A 17,736-nucleotide genomic window follows, 5' to 3' on the forward strand; every position below is an offset into this window, starting at 1 on the left:
AGCAGTGCTCTTGGTAGCACTGCTGCACTTCGTCGTGCTTGGAGGAGTGGCGCACGCGCAGACCATTACCAACGTTGCCCGGGCCGACTGGACCGATCCGACGGGAGCCAAGCTGACGCTCTCCAACCAGATCGATTTCGATATAGTCCAGACACCCACGACTATCGTCACTTTTGCGCCGTCGCCGGGATCGGACTCGGTGCTGAAATTCCAACCATCCCTGTGCGGATCGCAATCCTTGCGGTCTATTCAGCCCGGTGGTGGTGGGACGTCGACAATCAGCGCCGGTGTAACGCCGACGTCTGAAATCCGCGTGGGTCAGGACCTCTTGTTCCGGGTGGGCGTACCGGCCGCGAATATCGATCCCGCTGCGGTCGACAGCCTTAATGCTATCATTCAAACCAGCACTGGTGATCGCGAAGAAATCGAGATCTTCGAAACCGGGGTAAATACCGGTATTTTCGTGGGTCGAATCCCGACAATCGGCATTCCGCCGTCGGTAGAGCAGGGCGATTGCCGCCTCAGCCTGACCGAAGGTGCGACTATCCAGATCGGGGTTACGCGCGTCGGACAAACCGATATTTTCATCTCTACCTCTGTAAACGTGCTGGCAGATCCTTTCGGCCTTGTATTCGATAGCGAAACCGGTGAACCGGTCACTGGCGCGCGTGTTTCGATGGTCGATGCTGTCACCGGCCAGCCCGCGAATGTGTTCGCCGAAGACGGTGTAACACCTTGGCCAAATTCGGTAATTTCCGGTCAGCCGATCACTGATGCGGCAGGCAATGTCTATATTATGGAACCGGGCGAATACTGGTTCCCGTTGGCGCCGCTGGGGCAATATCGCCTCGTGATCGAGCCGCCATCGCCATATACAGCGCCGTCCACCGCAACCGCAGCAGAACTCGCGCAGCTTGTGCGCCCGGATGGCGGCAATTTCATCATTGTCGATGGATCCTTTGGCGGAGACTTCGCCCTGGTCGATCCAACGCCCGTGCGGATTGATATTCCGCTCGATCGGCCCAGCGTGGCCGTCAGCCTGAAGAAAACCGCATCGCGCAACAGCGCGCAGCCGGGTGATGCAGTGTTCTACACTATCACCGCACGAAATCAGGACCAGACCCGCGTCAAACGCAATGTTACTCTGGTCGATACACCGTCTTCTTGGCTGCGCCTGAGGCAGGATTCCATCCGTCTCAATGGTCAGGCCGCGCCGGATGCGGTTGATGTTACTGCCGATGGGCGGCAGCTGACGATCCGATTGGGTGACCTCCCTGGCGGAGCGCAGGCACGCGTGACATACGCGATGGTTGTGCGCGCCGATGCGCCTCCCGGACAGGCAGAAAACCGCGCGACTGCGACCGATTCCAGAGGGAACAGCGCGACCGCTAGCGCCGTGGTGGACATCGAACGCGACACCATCGCGGGCCGGATGACAATTATCGGGCGGATTACCGCCGGAACCTGCGATATTCGCTATCCGCGCATCGGCATTCCCGGTGTGCGGGTGATGATGGAAGATGGCAGCTTCGCAATTACCGATGCTGATGGCCGCTATCACTTCGAGGGCGTCGTTCCGGGCACGCACGTGGTGCAAGCCGCCGAGCAAACCCTGCCGGAAGGCAGCGAGTTTATTGATTGCTACCGCTCTACCCGCAGCGCCGGCACCACAACCTCACGCTTCGTGATTGGCCAAGGCGGTTCGCTGCTCGTGGCGGACTTCCATGCGGTCGTGCCGGAGGGCATTCTTGAGCCCATCGTGAAGGATGCCACTGCAGGCACGCCCGAGGCGGGCATTGTATCTCGCGAGCGCGGCGAAGCTGCTGACGGTGAAGATGCCGCCAAGCCGGCAGAAACCGCAACATCACAGGCTGACAAAGAGGCTATCGGCGACGTCGACTGGCTCGCTTTAGGAGACGGCGAAGACGGCTGGTTGTTCCCCACGGCGGAGCATAACCCGCGTGCACCATCGATCCGCGTAGCTATCCGTCACCGCAAGGGTCAGAAGGCAGAATTGTTCGTCGATGGCGAGCCCGCCAGCAGTCTTGCGTTTGAAGGCATCAAAACCGCTTCGAAGGGCCACTATGCTGTCAGCGTATGGCGCGGCGTTCCGCTGAAGAACGAGAAGACTGTCCTTACCGCAAACATCCTCAACTCGTTGGGCGGTGTGTCGAAAGAACTTGAGCGCGAAGTGTATTTCGTTTCGCAAGCGGACCGCGTCGAATTCGTTCCAGAGCAATCGAAACTGGTTGCTGACGGCAGAACACGTCCGGTCATCGCGGTGCGCGTAACCGACCGCAATGGCCGTCCGGTTCGTGGCGGGATCTCGGGTAATTTCTCGATCAATGCGCCGTATCAGAGCGCCACGCAGATCGAACAGCAGCAATTGCTTCAGCTGACCGGTAGCGGCGCCAGCAGCAGCGTTCGTTGGACGGTCGAGGGGGCGGACGGCATTGCGCTGATCGAACTTGCGCCGACGTTGATCAGCGGCTCTGTCCGTCTGGACTTCAGGTTCACCGATGGCGAAATCAGCCGCGAGCAAGAGCTGGAAACATGGCTGGAGCCTGGCGATGTCGAGTGGACTGTCGTCGGCTTGGCAGAAGGGTCAATCGGCGCGCGCACCGTTGCAGACAATATGGAGCGCGCTGGCCGCTTCGACAGCGATCTGGGGGACAACGCCCGCGTCGCTCTCTACGCCAAAGGCCGCGTGCTCGGTAAATATCTGCTCACGCTGGCCTATGACAGCGCCAAACAGCGCGACGATCAACGCGTCCTCGGCACGCTGGATCCAAACGCATATTACACCGTGTTTGCTGACGGTTCGAGCCGCCGGTTCGACGCTGCATCGCGTGAGAAGCTTTATGTCCGGATCGAAACCGCGACATTCTATGCGCTGTATGGCGATTTCCAGACCGGTTTCGACCAGACGCAGCTGGCACGCTATAACCGCACCGCGACCGGCGTAAAAGCCGAAGCACGCATCGGCGCGATCCAGGCACAGGCATTCGCTGCCGAAATCGAAACACGTTTCCGCCGCGATGAAATTCAGGGGCAGGGCATCTCTGGCCCATACCGCCTGGGCAGCCGCGCCATCATCGCCAATAGCGAGCGTATCACAATTGAAACACGCGACCGTCTGCGGTCCGAAGTGATCGTGAACAGCCGTGAGCTGGTTCGCTTCATCGATTATGACATCGATCTGTTGTCCGGCACGGTCACTTTCAGCGAGCCGATCCTGAGCCGTGATTTCGACCTCAACCCGCAATTCATCGTGATTGAGTATGAAGTCGACGCGCTAAGCGGCGGTGAACTGAATGCCGGTGTCCGCGCGACCTGGACCGACAAATCGGGCAATATCCGCATCGGCGCGACCGCAATCACTGACAAGGGCGAAGAAGCCCGCACCAATATCGGGGCACTCGATCTGCGCGCCCGCCTTGGCGAGAGCACGGAAGTTCGCGCTGAAGTCGCGATGAGCCGCAGCGAGGGCAACAATGCAGGCGGATACATCGTGGAAGTCGAGCACCGTGCCGGCCCGGTTGATCTGCTCGCCTATATCCGCTCGCTCGACGCCGATTACGGTGTCGGACAGCAGAGCGGTGCGGAGCGCGGTCGCCGCAAGATCGGTGTCGATGCGCGCTATGCATTCGATGAAAAACTCTCGGTCGTCACCAGCTTCTGGCGTGATGACAGCCTGACCGATGGCAATCGCCGCAATGCAGCGCAGCTTCATGCCAACTACCGGACCAACAACACCGATCTGCAGATTGGTATTTCGCATCTCAATGATCGCCTGGATGACGGCACGACTAACACATCGACTGTTCTTGAAGGCGGCGTCACCCAGCGTCTGTTTGATAACAAGCTCGAGCTGAGCGCGACGAGCGCGATTGCTCTGGACCAGGCTGAATCGGTCGATCTGCCCGCGCAGCACCGCTTCGCCGCGCGCTATGCGATCACGCCGGGTATCAAGCTGGTCGGTCTGTACGAAATCGCCAATGGCGAGAATATCGATGCGCGCACTGTTCGTGGCGGTATCGAAGTTTCGCCATGGCAGGGGGGCCGCTTCACCAGCACGCTCGGCCAGCAGCGGATTAACGAAAATGGCAATCGCAGCTTCGCAGCGTTTGGCCTAGCGCAAACCCTGCAGGTCTCACCGACGCTGTCGCTCGACGCAACGGTGGACGGCAGCCGCACATTGGGCGGAACCGATCCAGTATCGGACATCATCAATCCTGCGCAGCCTGTCGCCGCTGGTGGACAGCTTGGTCAGGATGGCAGCCTGTTTGAAGACTTCACCGCTTTCACGTTGGGCGCTGCCTATCGCAAGGATCGCTGGAGCGCGACCGTGCGCGGCGAATATCGCGATGGCGAATTTGCTGACCGCAAGGGCCTTACTTTCGGTGCAGTCCGTCAATTGGGCGAGGGCAGCATCGTCGGTTCGGGCTTCACCTGGACCGAAGCAACCGGCCAGAACGGCGCGACAACCGAAATCTTCGACGGTGCGATCGCGTTCGCTCATCGTCCTGACGCGTCCGAAGTTGCAATGCTGGGTAAACTCGAATTCCGCAGCGACTCTGTCACGAACGCAGTTGCAGGGGAGACCGGTCCGGCGGGCCGCACTGCACTGACCGTCACCGGCGACGCGCAATCGCGCCGCGTTATCGGCAGCCTGTCCACCAATTGGTCGCCGCGCGGATATGAAGAGCTCGACGGAATCGAGGGCATCGAGTATCTGAACCGCCGCGATGAGTTCGGCCTGTTCATTGGTGCGCGTTACAATTTCGATAGCTTCGAAGGCTTTGATCTTGCCGGATTTACAGCGCTGGGCGGGGTTGATGCCCGGATCGGTATCGGCGAACAGTTCGAAGTGGGTGCGACCGCGACAGTCCGTGCGAATCTCAGCGATAATACTACCAGTTTCGCATTCGGTCCGAATATCGGCTTCGTACCGGCAGACGGAATGCTGCTGACCGTGGGTTACAACATCGAAGGTTTCCGCGACGAAGATTTCTCTGCTGCGCGCAACACCGACAAAGGCATTTATGCCAGCGTTCGGGTCAAATTCGATGCAGATACTTTCGGCTTTCTGGGTCTCGGCCGATGACCGGAAGACCCGATATCCCGGAGCGAAGTGTTAGCGCTCCGTTAACCATGCTGAGCTATGCCAACCTTATGCGTTGGATGCCGTCTAAAGATCAGATTCTAACAGTGTTCTCAGCGATGTGGCGACTGATCGCTGCTGTGTTCGTATTGGGCTTCGCGCAAGTCGCTCAGGCCCAGACAACGACGACCTATGTCAACGGCGTCGATGGAACGATCGACGGCTCGACGACCTGCGCGGCGCCGCTGGTCCGCACATTTGTCGTGGGCGGTTCGAGCTTTACAGTCGCAGATGTCGATCTCGGCTTTTTCGCTACGCATACATGGCGCGGTGATATCCAGTTGACGCTAGAATCACCCGATGGGACGCGCGTGCAATTGGTCGATGGCGACGCGACCAATACCAGCGGTGACAATCTCAACGTTCTGCTCGACGATGCGCATGGGACGGTGGTGAATACGGACGCTCCTACCGAGCCACATTCGACCACTGCACCGCCGCCATTTGCCAATAATTTCAGCCCTAATGCTGCTTTGTCCGCATTTAACGGAGTGGCAAGTGCAGGCACCTGGCGTCTGGAAATCTGCGATATCTTTACTGGTTCTGATGACGGCGTATTTCGCTATGCCGAATTGTATCTGACATCAGCACCCCCTTTTGCTGACTTGTCTCTGACGAAAACCGTCAGCAATGCTACACCGGCAAACGGCACTGCAATCAGCTACACATTGACGGTAAGCAATGCGGGTGCGCCATCGCAAAATGCAACTGGTGTTCAAGTCCGCGACATTCTGCCCGATGGCTTTATTTTTGTCAGTGCGCCAGCAGCCTATGATAGCGGAACCGGCATTTGGACCGTGGGCAGCGTCCCTGCAGGGACCAGCACTTCGATCACCATCAACGGCACGGTAAACGCGACGTCTGGCGCGACGGTTACCAACACCGCAGAAATCATTGCGAGTGCGCAAGCGGATATAGACTCAACCGTAGATAACGGGGTCGCAACCGAAGACGATTATGCGACCAGCAGCTTTACAGTCGCCGGAACGCGTGTTGCGGGGACACCGCCGAATTTGGATGCATTCTGTGCTGCGACCAATCAGATATTGTTCGATTGGCAAGGACGGCCTTGGACCAATGCGACGAATAATGATTTCACCCAGATCGGTATCGGCTCGATCAATTACGATTTGACCACAGATGTGGCGTTTGTCGCTGGCTCACCTGCAATCAATTCAACCAACACGGGCGGTTTAGCGGCAGGCGAGGAAGGTCTGTTCATCAACCTCAATAACGAAACGCAGTCCGATGAAGCGACCATCGTGATGACGCTCCCTACGGCAGTGCCGGGCATGCAATTCACGGTATTCGACATTGATTTTGGTAACAACAGTTTCGCGGACAAGCTGACAGTTGTCGGGTCCTTTGACGGCACGCCGGTAATGCCGACGCTTACCAACGGAATTGCCAATTACGTAACCGGAAACGTTGCGATCGGTGATGCCGGATCAAGCAGCGACAGCGCCGACGGCAATGTTGTTGTCACTTTTCTGGCCCCCGTGGATACGGTCACGATTTCCTACGGCAATCACACGACAGCGCCGGTGAATCCGGAAAACCAGTTCATGACCATCCATGATATCAACCACTGCGGACCCGAGACAAATCTCAGCGTAACAAAAGTTAGCTCGATCGTTTCTGATCCAGTCAACCTTGGCGTAAATCCGAAAGCACTGCAGAATGCGACGGTTCGCTATTGTATACTGATCAGCAATGCAGGGTCAGCCACAGCGACCTCCGTTGTCGCAACCGACAATATTCCGTCCGATCTGACATACAGCCCGGGCACTATCAGAAGCGGAACGAGTTGCGGCACCGCGACTACAGTCGAAGACGACAACAACGTCGACAATGCCGGGGATGAGGACGATCCATTCGGAGCGTCGATATCGGGTTCGACGCTGACCATGACCGCCGCAACGCTGGGTCCGTCGGACAATATGGCGATCACATTCGAGGCCACGATCAACTAAGCTGAATTCGAATTCTGCGCTGCGCTGCACAAAAGCCGTTTGACGGCTATGCCTGCATGTCTAAGGTCGCCTTTGGATGGAGACCTCGCACACCCTTCCGGAACCACCGCCAAGCTTGGCCGATCTTTCGGAGCAGGGACCGGTTGCGCTTTTCCTCGATTTTGACGGCACGCTGGTGGAAATCGCGCCAACACCGGATTCGATTCACGTTCCAGATGATCTGACGGAGCGCCTTGAGGCCCTTTCAAGCCGGTATGACGGGCGACTGGCTCTGGTAAGCGGGCGCGCGCCTGCCGATCTGGAGCGGCACCTTGGTAGCCTGCCATTTGCGGTCGCCGGATCGCATGGCGCGTCGCGTTTTCGCGCGGATGGTTCGGCTATGGGAAAAGCGGCGGACGCGCTGCCCGATGCGGTTGTTTCGGCACTGAGCGAATTTGCGGAGGGCAATGGCGTCTCCTACGAGGCAAAAAGCCACGGCGGTGCGCTGCATTTCCGTGCCAAGCCCGAGCTTGAGGGCGCGGCGGTAGAATTTGCCAGCGCGCTCGCCACCGAGCACGATCTAGCGGTAAAGGCCGGCAAATGCGTGGTTGAAATAGTCGGGAACGGCGCTGACAAGGCTTCGGCAGTAAGAGCCTTCATGGCAGAACATGATTTCGCCGGAGCAACGCCGATCTTTATCGGCGATGATGTGACCGATGAAGACGGTTTCGCCGCCGCAAACGAAATTGGCGGCTTCGGCATCGCGGTAGGCGATCGCCCCTATCGAAACGCGCAATATAAACTCAATTCTGTGAAGGATGTGCATGCATGGCTGAAGCTGTGACCGACCCCAATCTGGAACTCTGGCCAATTGGAAATTGTCAGGTGAGCGGGCTGATCGATCAGTCGGCTTCGCTGGTGTGGGGCTGCGTCCCGCGTGTCGATGGTGATCCGGTCTTCTGCGCGCTGCTCAATGGCGAGAAGCGGGATTCCGGCGTCTGGCGGTTTGAGTTAGAAAACCAAACTTCGGTCACTCAGCACTACGAACGTAACACCGCCATTCTTGTGACGCGGCTAGAGTCTGAAGATGGCAGCGCGGTTGAAATCCGCGATTTCTGTCCGCGATACGAGCGGTCCGGCAGGATGTACCGGCCGGTGGCGTTTGCGCGCATTGTTCGCCCGGTTTCCGGGGTTCCGCGGCTGAAAGTCACGCTCAATCCGATGCGCGATTACGGCGCGACGATTGCCGAGAAAACCAACGGCACCAATCATATCCGCTATCTTGTCGGCCCGCAGGCGATGCGGCTGAGTACCGATGCGCCCGTCGGGTATGTGCTGGAATCGCGTTACTACCGGGTGGAAGCAGATCAGCATTTCTTCCTCGGTCCTGATGAGCCATTCGTTGGCAATGTCCGCTCGGAACTGCGCCGGATGGAACAATCGACCGCACGCTATTGGAAGCTGTGGGTGCGGGGGCTGCATATTCCTCTTGAATGGCAGGACGAGGTCATCCGCTGCGCGATTACGCTGAAATTGTGCCAGCATGAAGAAACCGGCGCGATTGTTGCCGCGCTCACCACTTCCATTCCCGAAGCCGCGCATAGCGAGCGCAACTGGGATTACCGCTTCTGTTGGATCCGCGATTCTTACTACACCGTCCAAGCTCTCAACCGGCTCGGCGCATTGGACGTGCTGGAGAAATATCTGGGATATCTGCGCAATATCGTCGACTCTGCGCGCGGCGGGCAGATCCAGCCGCTCTATTCGGTCATGGGCGAGGGCGAGCTCGACGAAACAACCGCAGCCCATCTGGCCGGCTATCGCGGCATGGGGCCGGTCCGCAAAGGCAACGCCGCCTACAAGCAAATCCAGCATGATTGCTATGGCCAGATCGTCTTGCCCACCGCGCAGGCGTTCTTCGATCGCCGCTTGCTCCGCATGGCCGACGATAATGATTTCGAAAGCCTCGAAGAAGTCGGCGAGATGGCGTGGAAGATGCACGACCAGCCCGATGCGGGCCTGTGGGAATTTCGCACACGTCAGGAAGTCCACACATACTCTGCCGTGATGAGCTGGGCAGCGTGTGATCGCTTGGCAAAGGTGGCAGCAAACATCGACAAAGCTGACCGCCAACAAGTCTGGCAAGAACGCGCCGATGCCATTCGCGCCAAAATCGAAGACAAGGCCTGGGTCGAAAATGGCCAAGAGGGCGGCCATTACGGCGCATCCTTCGAAAGCGACTATCTCGATGCGAGCCTGTTACAGATGGTCGAGCTGCGCTTCCTCCAACCGGACAATCCGCGGTTCCAATCGACATTCACCGCGATCGAGAAAACTCTGCGGCGCGGCGAGCATATGCTTCGCTATGCGTCAGAGGATGATTTCGGTCTGCCGGAGACAGCCTTCAACGTCTGCACATTCTGGTTGATCGAGGCGCTGCATCTTGCGGGGCGCGATGAAGAAGCGCGGACATTGTTCACTGCCATGCTCAGCCATACCACCGAATCCGGTCTGCTTTCTGAAGACCTCGACTTCGAGACCGGAGAGCTGTGGGGGAACTTCCCGCAGACATACTCGCTGGTAGGAGTGATAAATTGTGCCGGGCTGCTGTCCCGGCCGTGGAGCGAAATGCGATGAGCAAGCTGGTAGTCATATCCAACCGCGTGGCGGTCCCCAAAGCGCGCGGCGTAGCGGGAGCACAGGGTGGATTGGCTGGGGCGCTGAACTCTGCGCTCAAGGAGCATCGCGGCATTTGGTTCGGCTGGTCGGGCGAGGAATGCGACGAATATACCGGCAGCATCAATATCCAGCGCAACGATGGCGTGACAACCGCGACGATGGATTTGCCCAAGCAGGACGTTGACGAATATTACAATGGCTACGCCAATTCGACGCTGTGGCCGCTATTCCATTACCGCATCGATCTGACCGAATATGAGCGCGAATTTGGTAAGGGATATGAACGGGTTAACGAGCGCTTTGCAGAAAGCGCTGCGCCGCTGATCGAGCCCGATGATATGGTGTGGGTGCATGACTACCACCTTCTTCCACTCGGCGAACGATTGCGCGCGCGCGGTCTCGACAACCGCATCGGTTTCTTCCTGCATATCCCGTGGCCGCCGACACGGTTGTTCGTCTCGCTGCCATTTCATGAGCGGCTGGTTGAAACGATGCTCCATTATGATGTGCTCGGGTTCCAGACCGGTGAATGGCTGGAAAGTTTCCTGCATTATTGCCGCAAGGAACTTGGCGCGACAGTCGATGAAGCAACCGGCCGTGTCGAATATCAGGGCCGCGTTACATACGCCAAAGCCTATCCGATCGGCATCGATTTCGACCACCTGACCGCGCAAGGCAAAACCGAGGAAGCCAAGATTGCCGGTGAGAAGCTGCTGTCCAGTACGCGTGACCGGATAGCGGCAATCGGTGTTGACCGGCTCGATTACTCGAAAGGTTTGCCCGAACGGATCGACGGGCTAGCGCGCTTTTTTGACCAGAATCCCGACCGTGTGCGTGATCTCGTCTATATCCAGATAGCGCCGCCAAGCCGTGAGGATGTTGAATCCTATCAGAAAATCCGCAACGAGCTTGAGCAGAAGACCGGCCAGATCAACGGCGCGCGGTCGGAAGTCGACATTGTCCCGATCCGCTATGTGAACCGCGGTCATTCGCTCGCTGAATTATGCGGTTTCTACCGGACGGCAAAGATTTGCCTGGTGACACCGCTGCGCGACGGAATGAATTTGGTCGCCAAGGAATATATCGCGGCGCAAGACCCGGACGATCCGGGCGTGCTGGTGCTATCGCGCTTCGCCGGTGCGGCGCAGCAGATGCAGGAGGCTGTGCTGGTCAATCCGCATAGCCCCGATGATCTCAGCCATGCGATCAAAACCGCGCTCGATATGCCGCTGAAAGAGCGCAAGCGTCGCTATGATGCGCTGATAAAAACCGTGCGCGATGACAATGTGCAGGATTGGACCAAGAATTTCGCAGACGATCTGGCGATGCTCGGGAAAAACTGACTTAAACAGCGCGATTGTCTTCGCGGATCGTTTCATCGAACCGCCCGGCATTGCGCTCCATCAGTTCGTGCAATTCCATATGCTTCGGGCGTTCGGCGCGCGCTTTCAGCACCTGATTGACGCGCCACACCAGAAACTTCTCGTCGAATGGTTTGCGGATATAATCTTGCGCGCCTTGATAGCGCGCCTGCTCTTCATCCTTTGCGCCGGTTGTCGCGGTAAACATAATGACCGGCAGATCGTATAGTTTGGGCGATGTGCGCATCGCCCGTAGCACGCTGGCGCCTGAAAGTTGCGGCATGTCCTGATCGAGCAGCAGCAGATCCGGCCGCCGCCAGCGCAGCAATTCCAGCGCTTTTTTGCCGTCCGTGACCCATCCGCACGCATGGCCGGCATTGATCAGTATTTCCGATGCCATTTCGGCGATCATCTCGTCATCATCGGCTATCAGGATATGTGCCATCGCTGCTGCTCCAAACGGTTCATAGTCGGAATGCTTGGTTAGCGCTGCAGTGACCAAGGCCTGGTGAAACGGAGGCCCCGGAAGAATACCTAGGCGAATGCTCACCGCGCTTGTGATTATCGCAGGGGAATGGCAGGCGGAGCCTATGAGTTCTGACAGAGTATTGCCGCTTAGCGGCGTTCACAATTTTCGCGATTATGGCGGTTATTCGGTTGCTGACGGAGGCACGGTTAAGCGCGGAGTGCTGTTCCGTTCGGGCGAGCATGGCAAGGCGACGGACGACGACTTGGCGGCGATCGACGCGCTCGAATTGCGCCATGTGATCGACCTGCGCGGCAATAGCGAGCGGCGCGCCAATCCGTGCCGCCGGAGCGAACAATTCGATGCCGAAGTGCTGTTCTTCGATGGCGAAACAGCGGGCTTGGCCCCGCATGTGGAAGCCGCCAAGGAGGCCATCGATACGAATACAGCGCACATGGCGATGGAAAGGCTTTATTCGCAGCTTCCAACGCGCGACAAGCTCAACTGGATTTTGAAGCGCTACTTCGAAGCGCTCGCCAGCGGAGAGGGGGCAAGTGTGGTTCACTGCCTTGCGGGCAAGGACCGGACGGGAATGGCGGTCGACCTGCTGCATCACATTCTGGGCGTGCATCCCGACGACGCTATGGAAGACTACCTGCTTACCAATACCGCTGGAGACTTGGACGCCCGCGTGGCCGCTGGCGCGAAAGCGGTGCGCGCGAAGTATGGCAATATCGACGATGCGACGATCAAGGTTTTGATGGGGGTCGACGCCCGTTATCTGGTCGCTTCGCGAAACGCGGTTGTCGATCACTTCGGCACTGTCGACGCGTTTCTGGAGCAAGTGCTCGATGTCGATGCAGCACGCCGCGATGCCTTGCGCGCGCATCTGATCGAATAGGGATATCCACGCTATCCACGGCGAAGCGTGGCGGGTGGTTGGACCGCAGCCTTGTCATGGCTAAGAGCGGGGCCATATTGGTTTCGACGATCTCAACACGGAAGAAGACATGGCAACGCATCACACGAAAATGCTCATCATCGGCTCGGGCCCGGCAGGCTATTCTGCCGCGATTTATGGCGCGCGTGCGATGTTGGAGCCGATTGTGGTGCAGGGCCTCCAGCCCGGTGGTCAGCTGACGATCACGACCGATGTGGAGAATTATCCCGGCTTCAAGGATGTGGTCCAGGGCCCATGGCTGATGGAGCAGATGCAGGCGCAGGCCGAGCATGTCGGCACGCGGATGATGTGGGATACGATTGTCGAAGTTGACATGACAAACGGCTCGCCGTTCCGTGCGGTTGGCGACAGCGGCGACGAGTATATCGGCGAGACGCTGGTGATTGCCACGGGTGCACAAGCCAAATGGCTGGGCGTGCCCGGCGAGCAGGAGCTTGGTGGGAAGGGCGTTTCAGCCTGTGCGACCTGCGACGGATTCTTCTATCGCGGCAAGAAGGTTGTGGTGATTGGCGGCGGCAACACTGCGGTCGAGGAAGCGCTGTATCTGACCAATCATTCCGATGATGTAACGCTGATCCACCGCCGCGATGAACTGCGGTCCGAGAAAATCCTGCAGGAACGCCTGTTCGCGAGCGACAAGATTACCCCGCTGTGGAACAAGACCGTATCCGCCTTTGTCGCAGGTGAGAATGGCGCTCTGCATCATCTCGATCTGGTTGATACCGTGACCGGAGAGAAGTCTACCATCGAAGCCGACGGCGCGTTTGTCGCCATCGGTCACGCGCCTGCGACCGAGCTGTTCAAAGGCAAGTTGCCGATGGATGATGGCGGCTATCTGGAAGTTGCAGCGGGCACACCGAAGACCGAAATTCCGGGCGTGTTCGCTTGCGGCGATGTGATGGATCACACCTACCGTCAGGCAGTGACTGCGGCAGGCACCGGCTGCATGGCGGCGCTTGATGCGGAGAAGTTTTTAGCCACTCTGGAGTTCGCGGCCCAAGAGGCGGCCGAGTAATCACACGATACCCCGGCGAAGGCTGGGCCTCTGGACAATTGCTCTTCACCTGATTGAGACCCCGGCCTGCGTCGGGGATCACATGTGAATGTCGAACACCTTGATCGCTGCGTGAAAGATCAGCGCGATCAGCACCAGGCTCGACAAAGCGAACAGCACAAAGCGTACGAGCACCCTGTTGGCGGTGACCTGCACCAATGAGTGCATGACCCGCAAGCCGACATACATCCATGCCAGCAGCGCATTCATACCTTCGCCTTGGCCGACAATCGCGAGCACAATTGCGACCGCATAAAAAACAGTCGGTTGCTCGTGCAAATGGTTGTAATTGTCGGCCTTCCAATTGACAGTGTCGGGCAATTCCGCGCGCAGGCTCGCACCCGTCGTGCCGACCAATTTGGCCGGGTCGTCGATGCCCGGCGCTTTGTTCATCGCCGGTATGCGCGTTGCATACATCCACACCCACATCACCATGGTCCACGCCATCAAGATGACGACCGGTTTGAGAATTTCAGCTTCCATTTCTAGAGTACTCCGGGGTCAGCGAACAAGGTGGCGATAAGTGCACGCACCGCAAGAATTATCAGCGCTATCGAACTCAGCAGGAAGAGCACGAACCGCACATTCACTTTGTTGACCAGAATTTGCCAGAGCGAATGCCCGATCCGCAGGGCTACATACGCCCACGCCAGAGCGACATCCACTGCGCCCGCACCCATCAGCGCCAAAGCTACGACGGTGAAGTAGAATATCGTCGGCTGCTCCATCAGATGAGTGTGATTATGTGCCGGCCAATTGGCGCGGTCGGGTAAAATCGTCTCCAGATCCTGACCGCGAAGGCCATCTTTCTTGGGAAATGCCGACTTGTCCGTTTTGCCGATGGCACCGAAGCGGCGCGGGATGATCCACAGCATCACGATCAGTGACCACAGCACCAACACAGCGGCCGGGGCGAGTATCTGGGCTTGCATTGAATTATCTCTCCCTGAATTGAGCGCGGACCCTGCTGTCAGGGTGATAGATTGTCAATTGCCACTAATCCGGATGATTGGCCGAAGGCGCGATTGTCCGGGCAAAACTCTCCGCATCGGTGTTGCCGCCGGTGAGCATGATGACAGTGTGCTCATCCACAGCGACTTTGCCGGTCAGCGCCGCGGCGAGCGCGGCGGCGCCTCCCGGTTCGACCACCAATTGCAGTTTCGAAAAAGCAAAGCGCTGCGCCGCGCGAACCTCGTCGTCTGTTACCGTTACGCTTGGCTCTGAGCGGCCTTTCAGGACAGACAGATTGATCTCGGCAGTCGCTGGTGGCTGCAGCGCATCGCAAATGGTCTTGGGCGCATCCTGCGGGGCGCGGACTATTGCGCCAGCCCGCAAAGCCTGCCCAACCATATCCCACCCAACCGGCTCGACCGGCACAATCTCAGCATCCGGGCAGGCTAGCGAGAGACCCGCCGCCAGTCCGCCGCCGCCGCAACAGGCGACGATGCGCGAAGGCTCTTGCGCCAATTGCTGCACGATCTCGATACCCGCGCTGCCTTGCCCCTCAATCACCCACGGATCAGCGAAAGCATGGACCAGCACTGCGCCCGTCTCTGCAATGATCCCGGCAGCGACTTCATCGCGATCTTCGCCCGGGCGGTTGTAAAGGACGATTTCGGCGCCCAGCGCCCGCGTGGCATCCAGCTTCACCTGCGGCGCGTCGCGCGGCATTACGATGGTCGCTTTGATGCCCAATCGCCGCGCTGCCCAGGCAACGCCCTGCGCATGGTTGCCGCTCGATACCGCGACCACGCCGCGCGCTTTTTCGGCGCCGGTTAGATCGCTCAAACGGTGCCACCCGCCGCGTATCTTGAAGGCTCCGATGGGCTGCAGGCTCTCTGCTTTCACCCAGCACCGAACGTCGCCAATCTCGACCGGCAAAAGCGGGGTGGGCGGCAGTATTTCAGCGGCTTTGCGAGCCGCCTCGATCACGCCATCGCGAGTCGGCGTTCTGGTGTGCGTATTCATGTCGCAATTCCTACACGATGGAACACATGGAACACGGTCCTGTGATGGAAAATCTGGGGATGCCGCAAGAGTGGCGGATAGCAAAAAACTTGAAGGAAATCGGACAGCATCATCCGGTCACTTTACCGCGCGACACCATTGGTAGGAAAGTCTGGATCACTTGCGGCTGCGGCGCATTCCCCTAAAAAGCGCGCAAGATTCGAACTTGGAGAAACTACTATGTCGACAGTCCTCGTTATCGGTGCCGGTGGGGTCAGCTCGGTCTGCGTCCACAAGATGGCCCAAATAAAAAGGGATGGGAATGGAGGTATCTTCACAGACATCCACCTCGCCAGCCGGACCAAAAGCAAATGCGATGCGATTGCTGCTTCGGTGAAGGAACGCACAGGCCAAGACGTTGCGACATACGAAATCGACGCGGAGGAAGTCCCCGCGATGGTCAATCTGATCCGCAAGGTCCAACCATCGCTGGTTGTCAATCTGGCTCTGCCTTACCAAGACTTGCCGATCATGGATGCGTGTCTGGAAGCGGGCGTGCATTATCTCGATACCGCCAATTACGAGCCCAAAGACGAGGCCAAGTTCGAATATCACTGGCAGTGGGCATATCACGACCGCTTTAAGGAAGCGGGCATCATGGCGCTGCTCGGGTCAGGCTTCGATCCGGGCGTGACCAGCGTCTTCACCATGTGGCTGAAGAAGCACAAGCTGAAGACCATCCGCCAGCTCGATATTCTCGACTGCAATGGCGGCGATCACGGGCAGGCGTTCGCGACCAACTTCAACCCCGAGATCAACATTCGCGAGATCACCGCCAATGCGCGTCACTGGGAGAATGGGGAATTCGTCGAAACGCCCGCGCTCAGCACCAGCGTCGAGTTCGACTTTGAAGCGGTCGGCCCGAAGAACATGTATATGATGTATCACGAGGAGCTCGAAAGCCTCTCCAAATTCATTCCGGAGCTGGAACGCGCGCGCTTCTGGATGACCTTCGGCGACGAATACATCAAGCACCTGACCGTGCTGCAGAATGTCGGCATGACCGGCATCGAACCGATCAAATATCAGGGCAAGGATATCATCCCGTTGCAATTCCTCGCCGCCGTACTGCCGAAGCCGGAAACGCTGGGCGAGACGACCACAGGCAACACCAATATCGGCGTCATCGCCACCGGTGAAGCGCTCGACGGTTCAGGCGAAAAAACCTTCTACATCAACAATATTTGCAGCCACGAAGCCGCGTTCGAGGAAACCGGCAACCAGGGCGTCAGCTACACCACCGGCGTCCCCGCAATGATCGGCAGCGCAATGATGCTGGGCGGGAAATGGTCAGGCGACGGCGTGTTCAATATGGAGCAATTCGACCCCGATCCATTTATGGACATGCTGAACGAGCACGGCTTGCCGTGGCAGGTGAAAGAGCTGGACGGGCCGGTTGGGTTTTGACCTGAATTAAGCGCTCGCTTAGTTTGCGCCAATGGCCAATCGAAAAACCCAGCAGAGGACGCTCGATACTCGCGCTGCGATCAAGACAGCGGGCGCTGAGCTATTCGCGACTCGGGGTTATGCAGTCACCGGCGTGCGCGAGATTGCCGAGATGGCCGGATGCAATCAGGCATTGGTTTCTTATCATTTCGGCAGCAAGGGCGGCCTCTATGACGAAATACTCGCAGATGCCGTAACTATCGCGCAAAAGCTGGCGGGCGAAAGTGACATCGTCCATGCATCTCGTCCTGAGCGCGAACTGGTGCACATTCTCGCGAAAGCGATCGGCTCACAACATCACCTTGCGCCGATGCTGGTGCGTGAGATGCTTGATCCTGATCGACTGCTGAATACCGAAACGGCCAACACGCTGCGCAGCTTTATGGCGCTGACAGAAGCGGTGCTGGATGCATTGCCCCTCGATGCCGAAGCACGTCGCTGGGACCCGCAGATTGTGCATCTGTGTGTCGTAGGGCCGCTGATCCACTATTCCATCGCAACCCGTATGCGAGAAGAGATAGCTCCGAAGTTGAAGCGTCCCATCACTTTGCCGACGCTCGAAGAATTCGTGGAGGTACAATCGGCCATGCTCTCGCGCGCTCTGCAGAGCTGAGCGATAAATTAAGCACTTGTTTAATTTAATCGC

General features: G+C 58.3%; 14 protein-coding genes. 10 read left to right on the plus strand and 4 right to left on the minus strand.

What is annotated here, in order from left to right:
* The first annotated feature begins 4 nt into the window (after positions 1-4).
* The 5 genes from GRI35_RS08090 to GRI35_RS08110 all read left to right on the plus strand — a co-directional run bounded on the left by GRI35_RS08090 (position 5) and on the right by GRI35_RS08110 (position 11,138).
* Positions 5-5,107, plus strand: a complete 5,103-nt coding sequence (locus GRI35_RS08090; RefSeq protein WP_290258700.1) for a hypothetical protein — start codon at positions 5-7, stop codon at positions 5,105-5,107.
* Positions 5,108-5,184: 77 nt separating this feature from the next.
* Positions 5,185-7,137, plus strand: coding sequence for a proprotein convertase P-domain-containing protein (locus GRI35_RS08095; RefSeq protein ID WP_235900166.1), 1,953 nt, complete (start codon positions 5,185-5,187; stop codon positions 7,135-7,137).
* A 115-nt stretch (positions 7,138-7,252) separates the two neighbouring features.
* A complete protein-coding gene (gene otsB / locus GRI35_RS08100) occupies positions 7,253-7,960 on the plus strand; it encodes a trehalose-phosphatase (RefSeq protein WP_160613693.1) in 708 nt (235 codons plus the stop codon).
* Complete coding sequence (locus GRI35_RS08105) at positions 7,945-9,753, plus strand: glycoside hydrolase family 15 protein (protein WP_160613694.1); 1,809 nt, start codon at positions 7,945-7,947, stop codon at positions 9,751-9,753. The genes otsB and GRI35_RS08105 overlap by 16 nt, the downstream gene beginning before the upstream one ends.
* Positions 9,750-11,138, plus strand: a complete 1,389-nt coding sequence (locus GRI35_RS08110) for an alpha,alpha-trehalose-phosphate synthase (UDP-forming) (RefSeq protein ID WP_160613695.1) — start codon at positions 9,750-9,752, stop codon at positions 11,136-11,138. The genes GRI35_RS08105 and GRI35_RS08110 overlap by 4 nt, the downstream gene beginning before the upstream one ends.
* 1 nt (position 11,139) lies before the next feature.
* Here GRI35_RS08110 and GRI35_RS08115 read toward each other — a convergent pair whose 3' ends face one another.
* Positions 11,140-11,706 (minus strand): response regulator, encoded by a 567-nt coding sequence (locus GRI35_RS08115; RefSeq protein ID WP_290258697.1) that lies wholly within the window; start codon positions 11,704-11,706, stop codon positions 11,140-11,142.
* A gap of 40 nt (positions 11,707-11,746) precedes the next feature.
* Here GRI35_RS08115 and GRI35_RS08120 point away from each other — a divergent pair, with 40 nt between their 5' ends.
* A complete protein-coding gene (locus GRI35_RS08120; RefSeq protein WP_160613696.1) occupies positions 11,747-12,523 on the plus strand; it encodes a tyrosine-protein phosphatase in 777 nt (258 codons plus the stop codon).
* A gap of 109 nt (positions 12,524-12,632) precedes the next feature.
* Positions 12,633-13,598 carry a thioredoxin-disulfide reductase gene (gene trxB, locus GRI35_RS08125; protein ID WP_160613697.1) on the plus strand — a complete coding sequence of 322 codons (966 nt, stop codon included), beginning with the start codon at positions 12,633-12,635 and terminating at the stop codon, positions 13,596-13,598.
* 78 nt (positions 13,599-13,676) lie between these two features.
* Here trxB and GRI35_RS08130 read toward each other — a convergent pair whose 3' ends face one another.
* The 3 genes from GRI35_RS08130 to GRI35_RS08140 form a co-directional block, all read right to left on the minus strand.
* Entirely contained in the window at positions 13,677-14,120 is a 444-nt protein-coding gene (locus tag GRI35_RS08130; RefSeq protein WP_160613698.1) for an MAPEG family protein, read from the minus strand.
* 2 nt (positions 14,121-14,122) lie between these two features.
* Positions 14,123-14,569 carry an MAPEG family protein gene (locus GRI35_RS08135; protein WP_160613699.1) on the minus strand — a complete coding sequence of 149 codons (447 nt, stop codon included), beginning with the start codon at positions 14,567-14,569 and terminating at the stop codon, positions 14,123-14,125.
* A 64-nt stretch (positions 14,570-14,633) separates the two neighbouring features.
* Positions 14,634-15,605: a threonine ammonia-lyase gene (locus GRI35_RS08140; protein ID WP_160613700.1), complete on the minus strand. Its 972-nt coding sequence runs from the start codon at positions 15,603-15,605 to the stop codon at positions 14,634-14,636.
* 26 nt (positions 15,606-15,631) lie between these two features.
* On the opposite strand from GRI35_RS08140, the gene GRI35_RS08145 reads away from it, so the two are divergent.
* Genes GRI35_RS08145 through GRI35_RS08155 form a run of 3 tightly spaced genes read left to right on the plus strand, consistent with a single transcriptional unit; the run spans position 15,632 to position 17,703 of the window.
* On the plus strand, positions 15,632-15,790 hold the full coding sequence (locus GRI35_RS08145; RefSeq protein ID WP_160613701.1) for a hypothetical protein: 159 nt from the start codon (positions 15,632-15,634) through the stop codon (positions 15,788-15,790).
* A gap of 34 nt (positions 15,791-15,824) precedes the next feature.
* Positions 15,825-17,051 (plus strand): saccharopine dehydrogenase family protein, encoded by a 1,227-nt coding sequence (locus GRI35_RS08150; RefSeq protein ID WP_160613702.1) that lies wholly within the window; start codon positions 15,825-15,827, stop codon positions 17,049-17,051.
* A 31-nt stretch (positions 17,052-17,082) separates the two neighbouring features.
* Entirely contained in the window at positions 17,083-17,703 is a 621-nt protein-coding gene (locus GRI35_RS08155; RefSeq protein ID WP_160613703.1) for a TetR/AcrR family transcriptional regulator, read from the plus strand.
* Positions 17,704-17,736 lie beyond the last annotated feature (33 nt).

Origin of the sequence: Pontixanthobacter aestiaquae (assembly GCF_009827455.1) — a bacterium.
In the GTDB taxonomy this organism is placed as follows: Bacteria; Pseudomonadota; Alphaproteobacteria; order Sphingomonadales; family Sphingomonadaceae; genus Pontixanthobacter; species Pontixanthobacter aestiaquae.

Bases quoted from the DNA above. Each gene is read 5' to 3' on its own strand.
- GRI35_RS08110 (WP_160613695.1), top strand. From the start codon at position 9,750: ATGAGCAAGCTGGTAGTCATATCCAACCGCGTGGCGGTCCCCAAAGCG.
- GRI35_RS08130 (WP_160613698.1), bottom strand. From the start codon at position 14,120: ATGGAAGCTGAAATTCTCAAACCGGTCGTCATCTTGATGGCGTGGACC.
- GRI35_RS08105 (WP_160613694.1), top strand. From the start codon at position 7,945: ATGGCTGAAGCTGTGACCGACCCCAATCTGGAACTCTGGCCAATTGGA.
- GRI35_RS08120 (WP_160613696.1), top strand. From the start codon at position 11,747: ATGAGTTCTGACAGAGTATTGCCGCTTAGCGGCGTTCACAATTTTCGC.
- GRI35_RS08095 (WP_235900166.1), top strand. From the start codon at position 5,185: ATGCCGTCTAAAGATCAGATTCTAACAGTGTTCTCAGCGATGTGGCGA.
- GRI35_RS08135 (WP_160613699.1), bottom strand. From the start codon at position 14,569: ATGCAAGCCCAGATACTCGCCCCGGCCGCTGTGTTGGTGCTGTGGTCA.
- trxB (WP_160613697.1), top strand. From the start codon at position 12,633: ATGGCAACGCATCACACGAAAATGCTCATCATCGGCTCGGGCCCGGCA.
- GRI35_RS08150 (WP_160613702.1), top strand. From the start codon at position 15,825: ATGTCGACAGTCCTCGTTATCGGTGCCGGTGGGGTCAGCTCGGTCTGC.
- GRI35_RS08155 (WP_160613703.1), top strand. From the start codon at position 17,083: ATGGCCAATCGAAAAACCCAGCAGAGGACGCTCGATACTCGCGCTGCG.
- GRI35_RS08140 (WP_160613700.1), bottom strand. From the start codon at position 15,605: ATGAATACGCACACCAGAACGCCGACTCGCGATGGCGTGATCGAGGCG.
- GRI35_RS08145 (WP_160613701.1), top strand. From the start codon at position 15,632: ATGGAACACGGTCCTGTGATGGAAAATCTGGGGATGCCGCAAGAGTGG.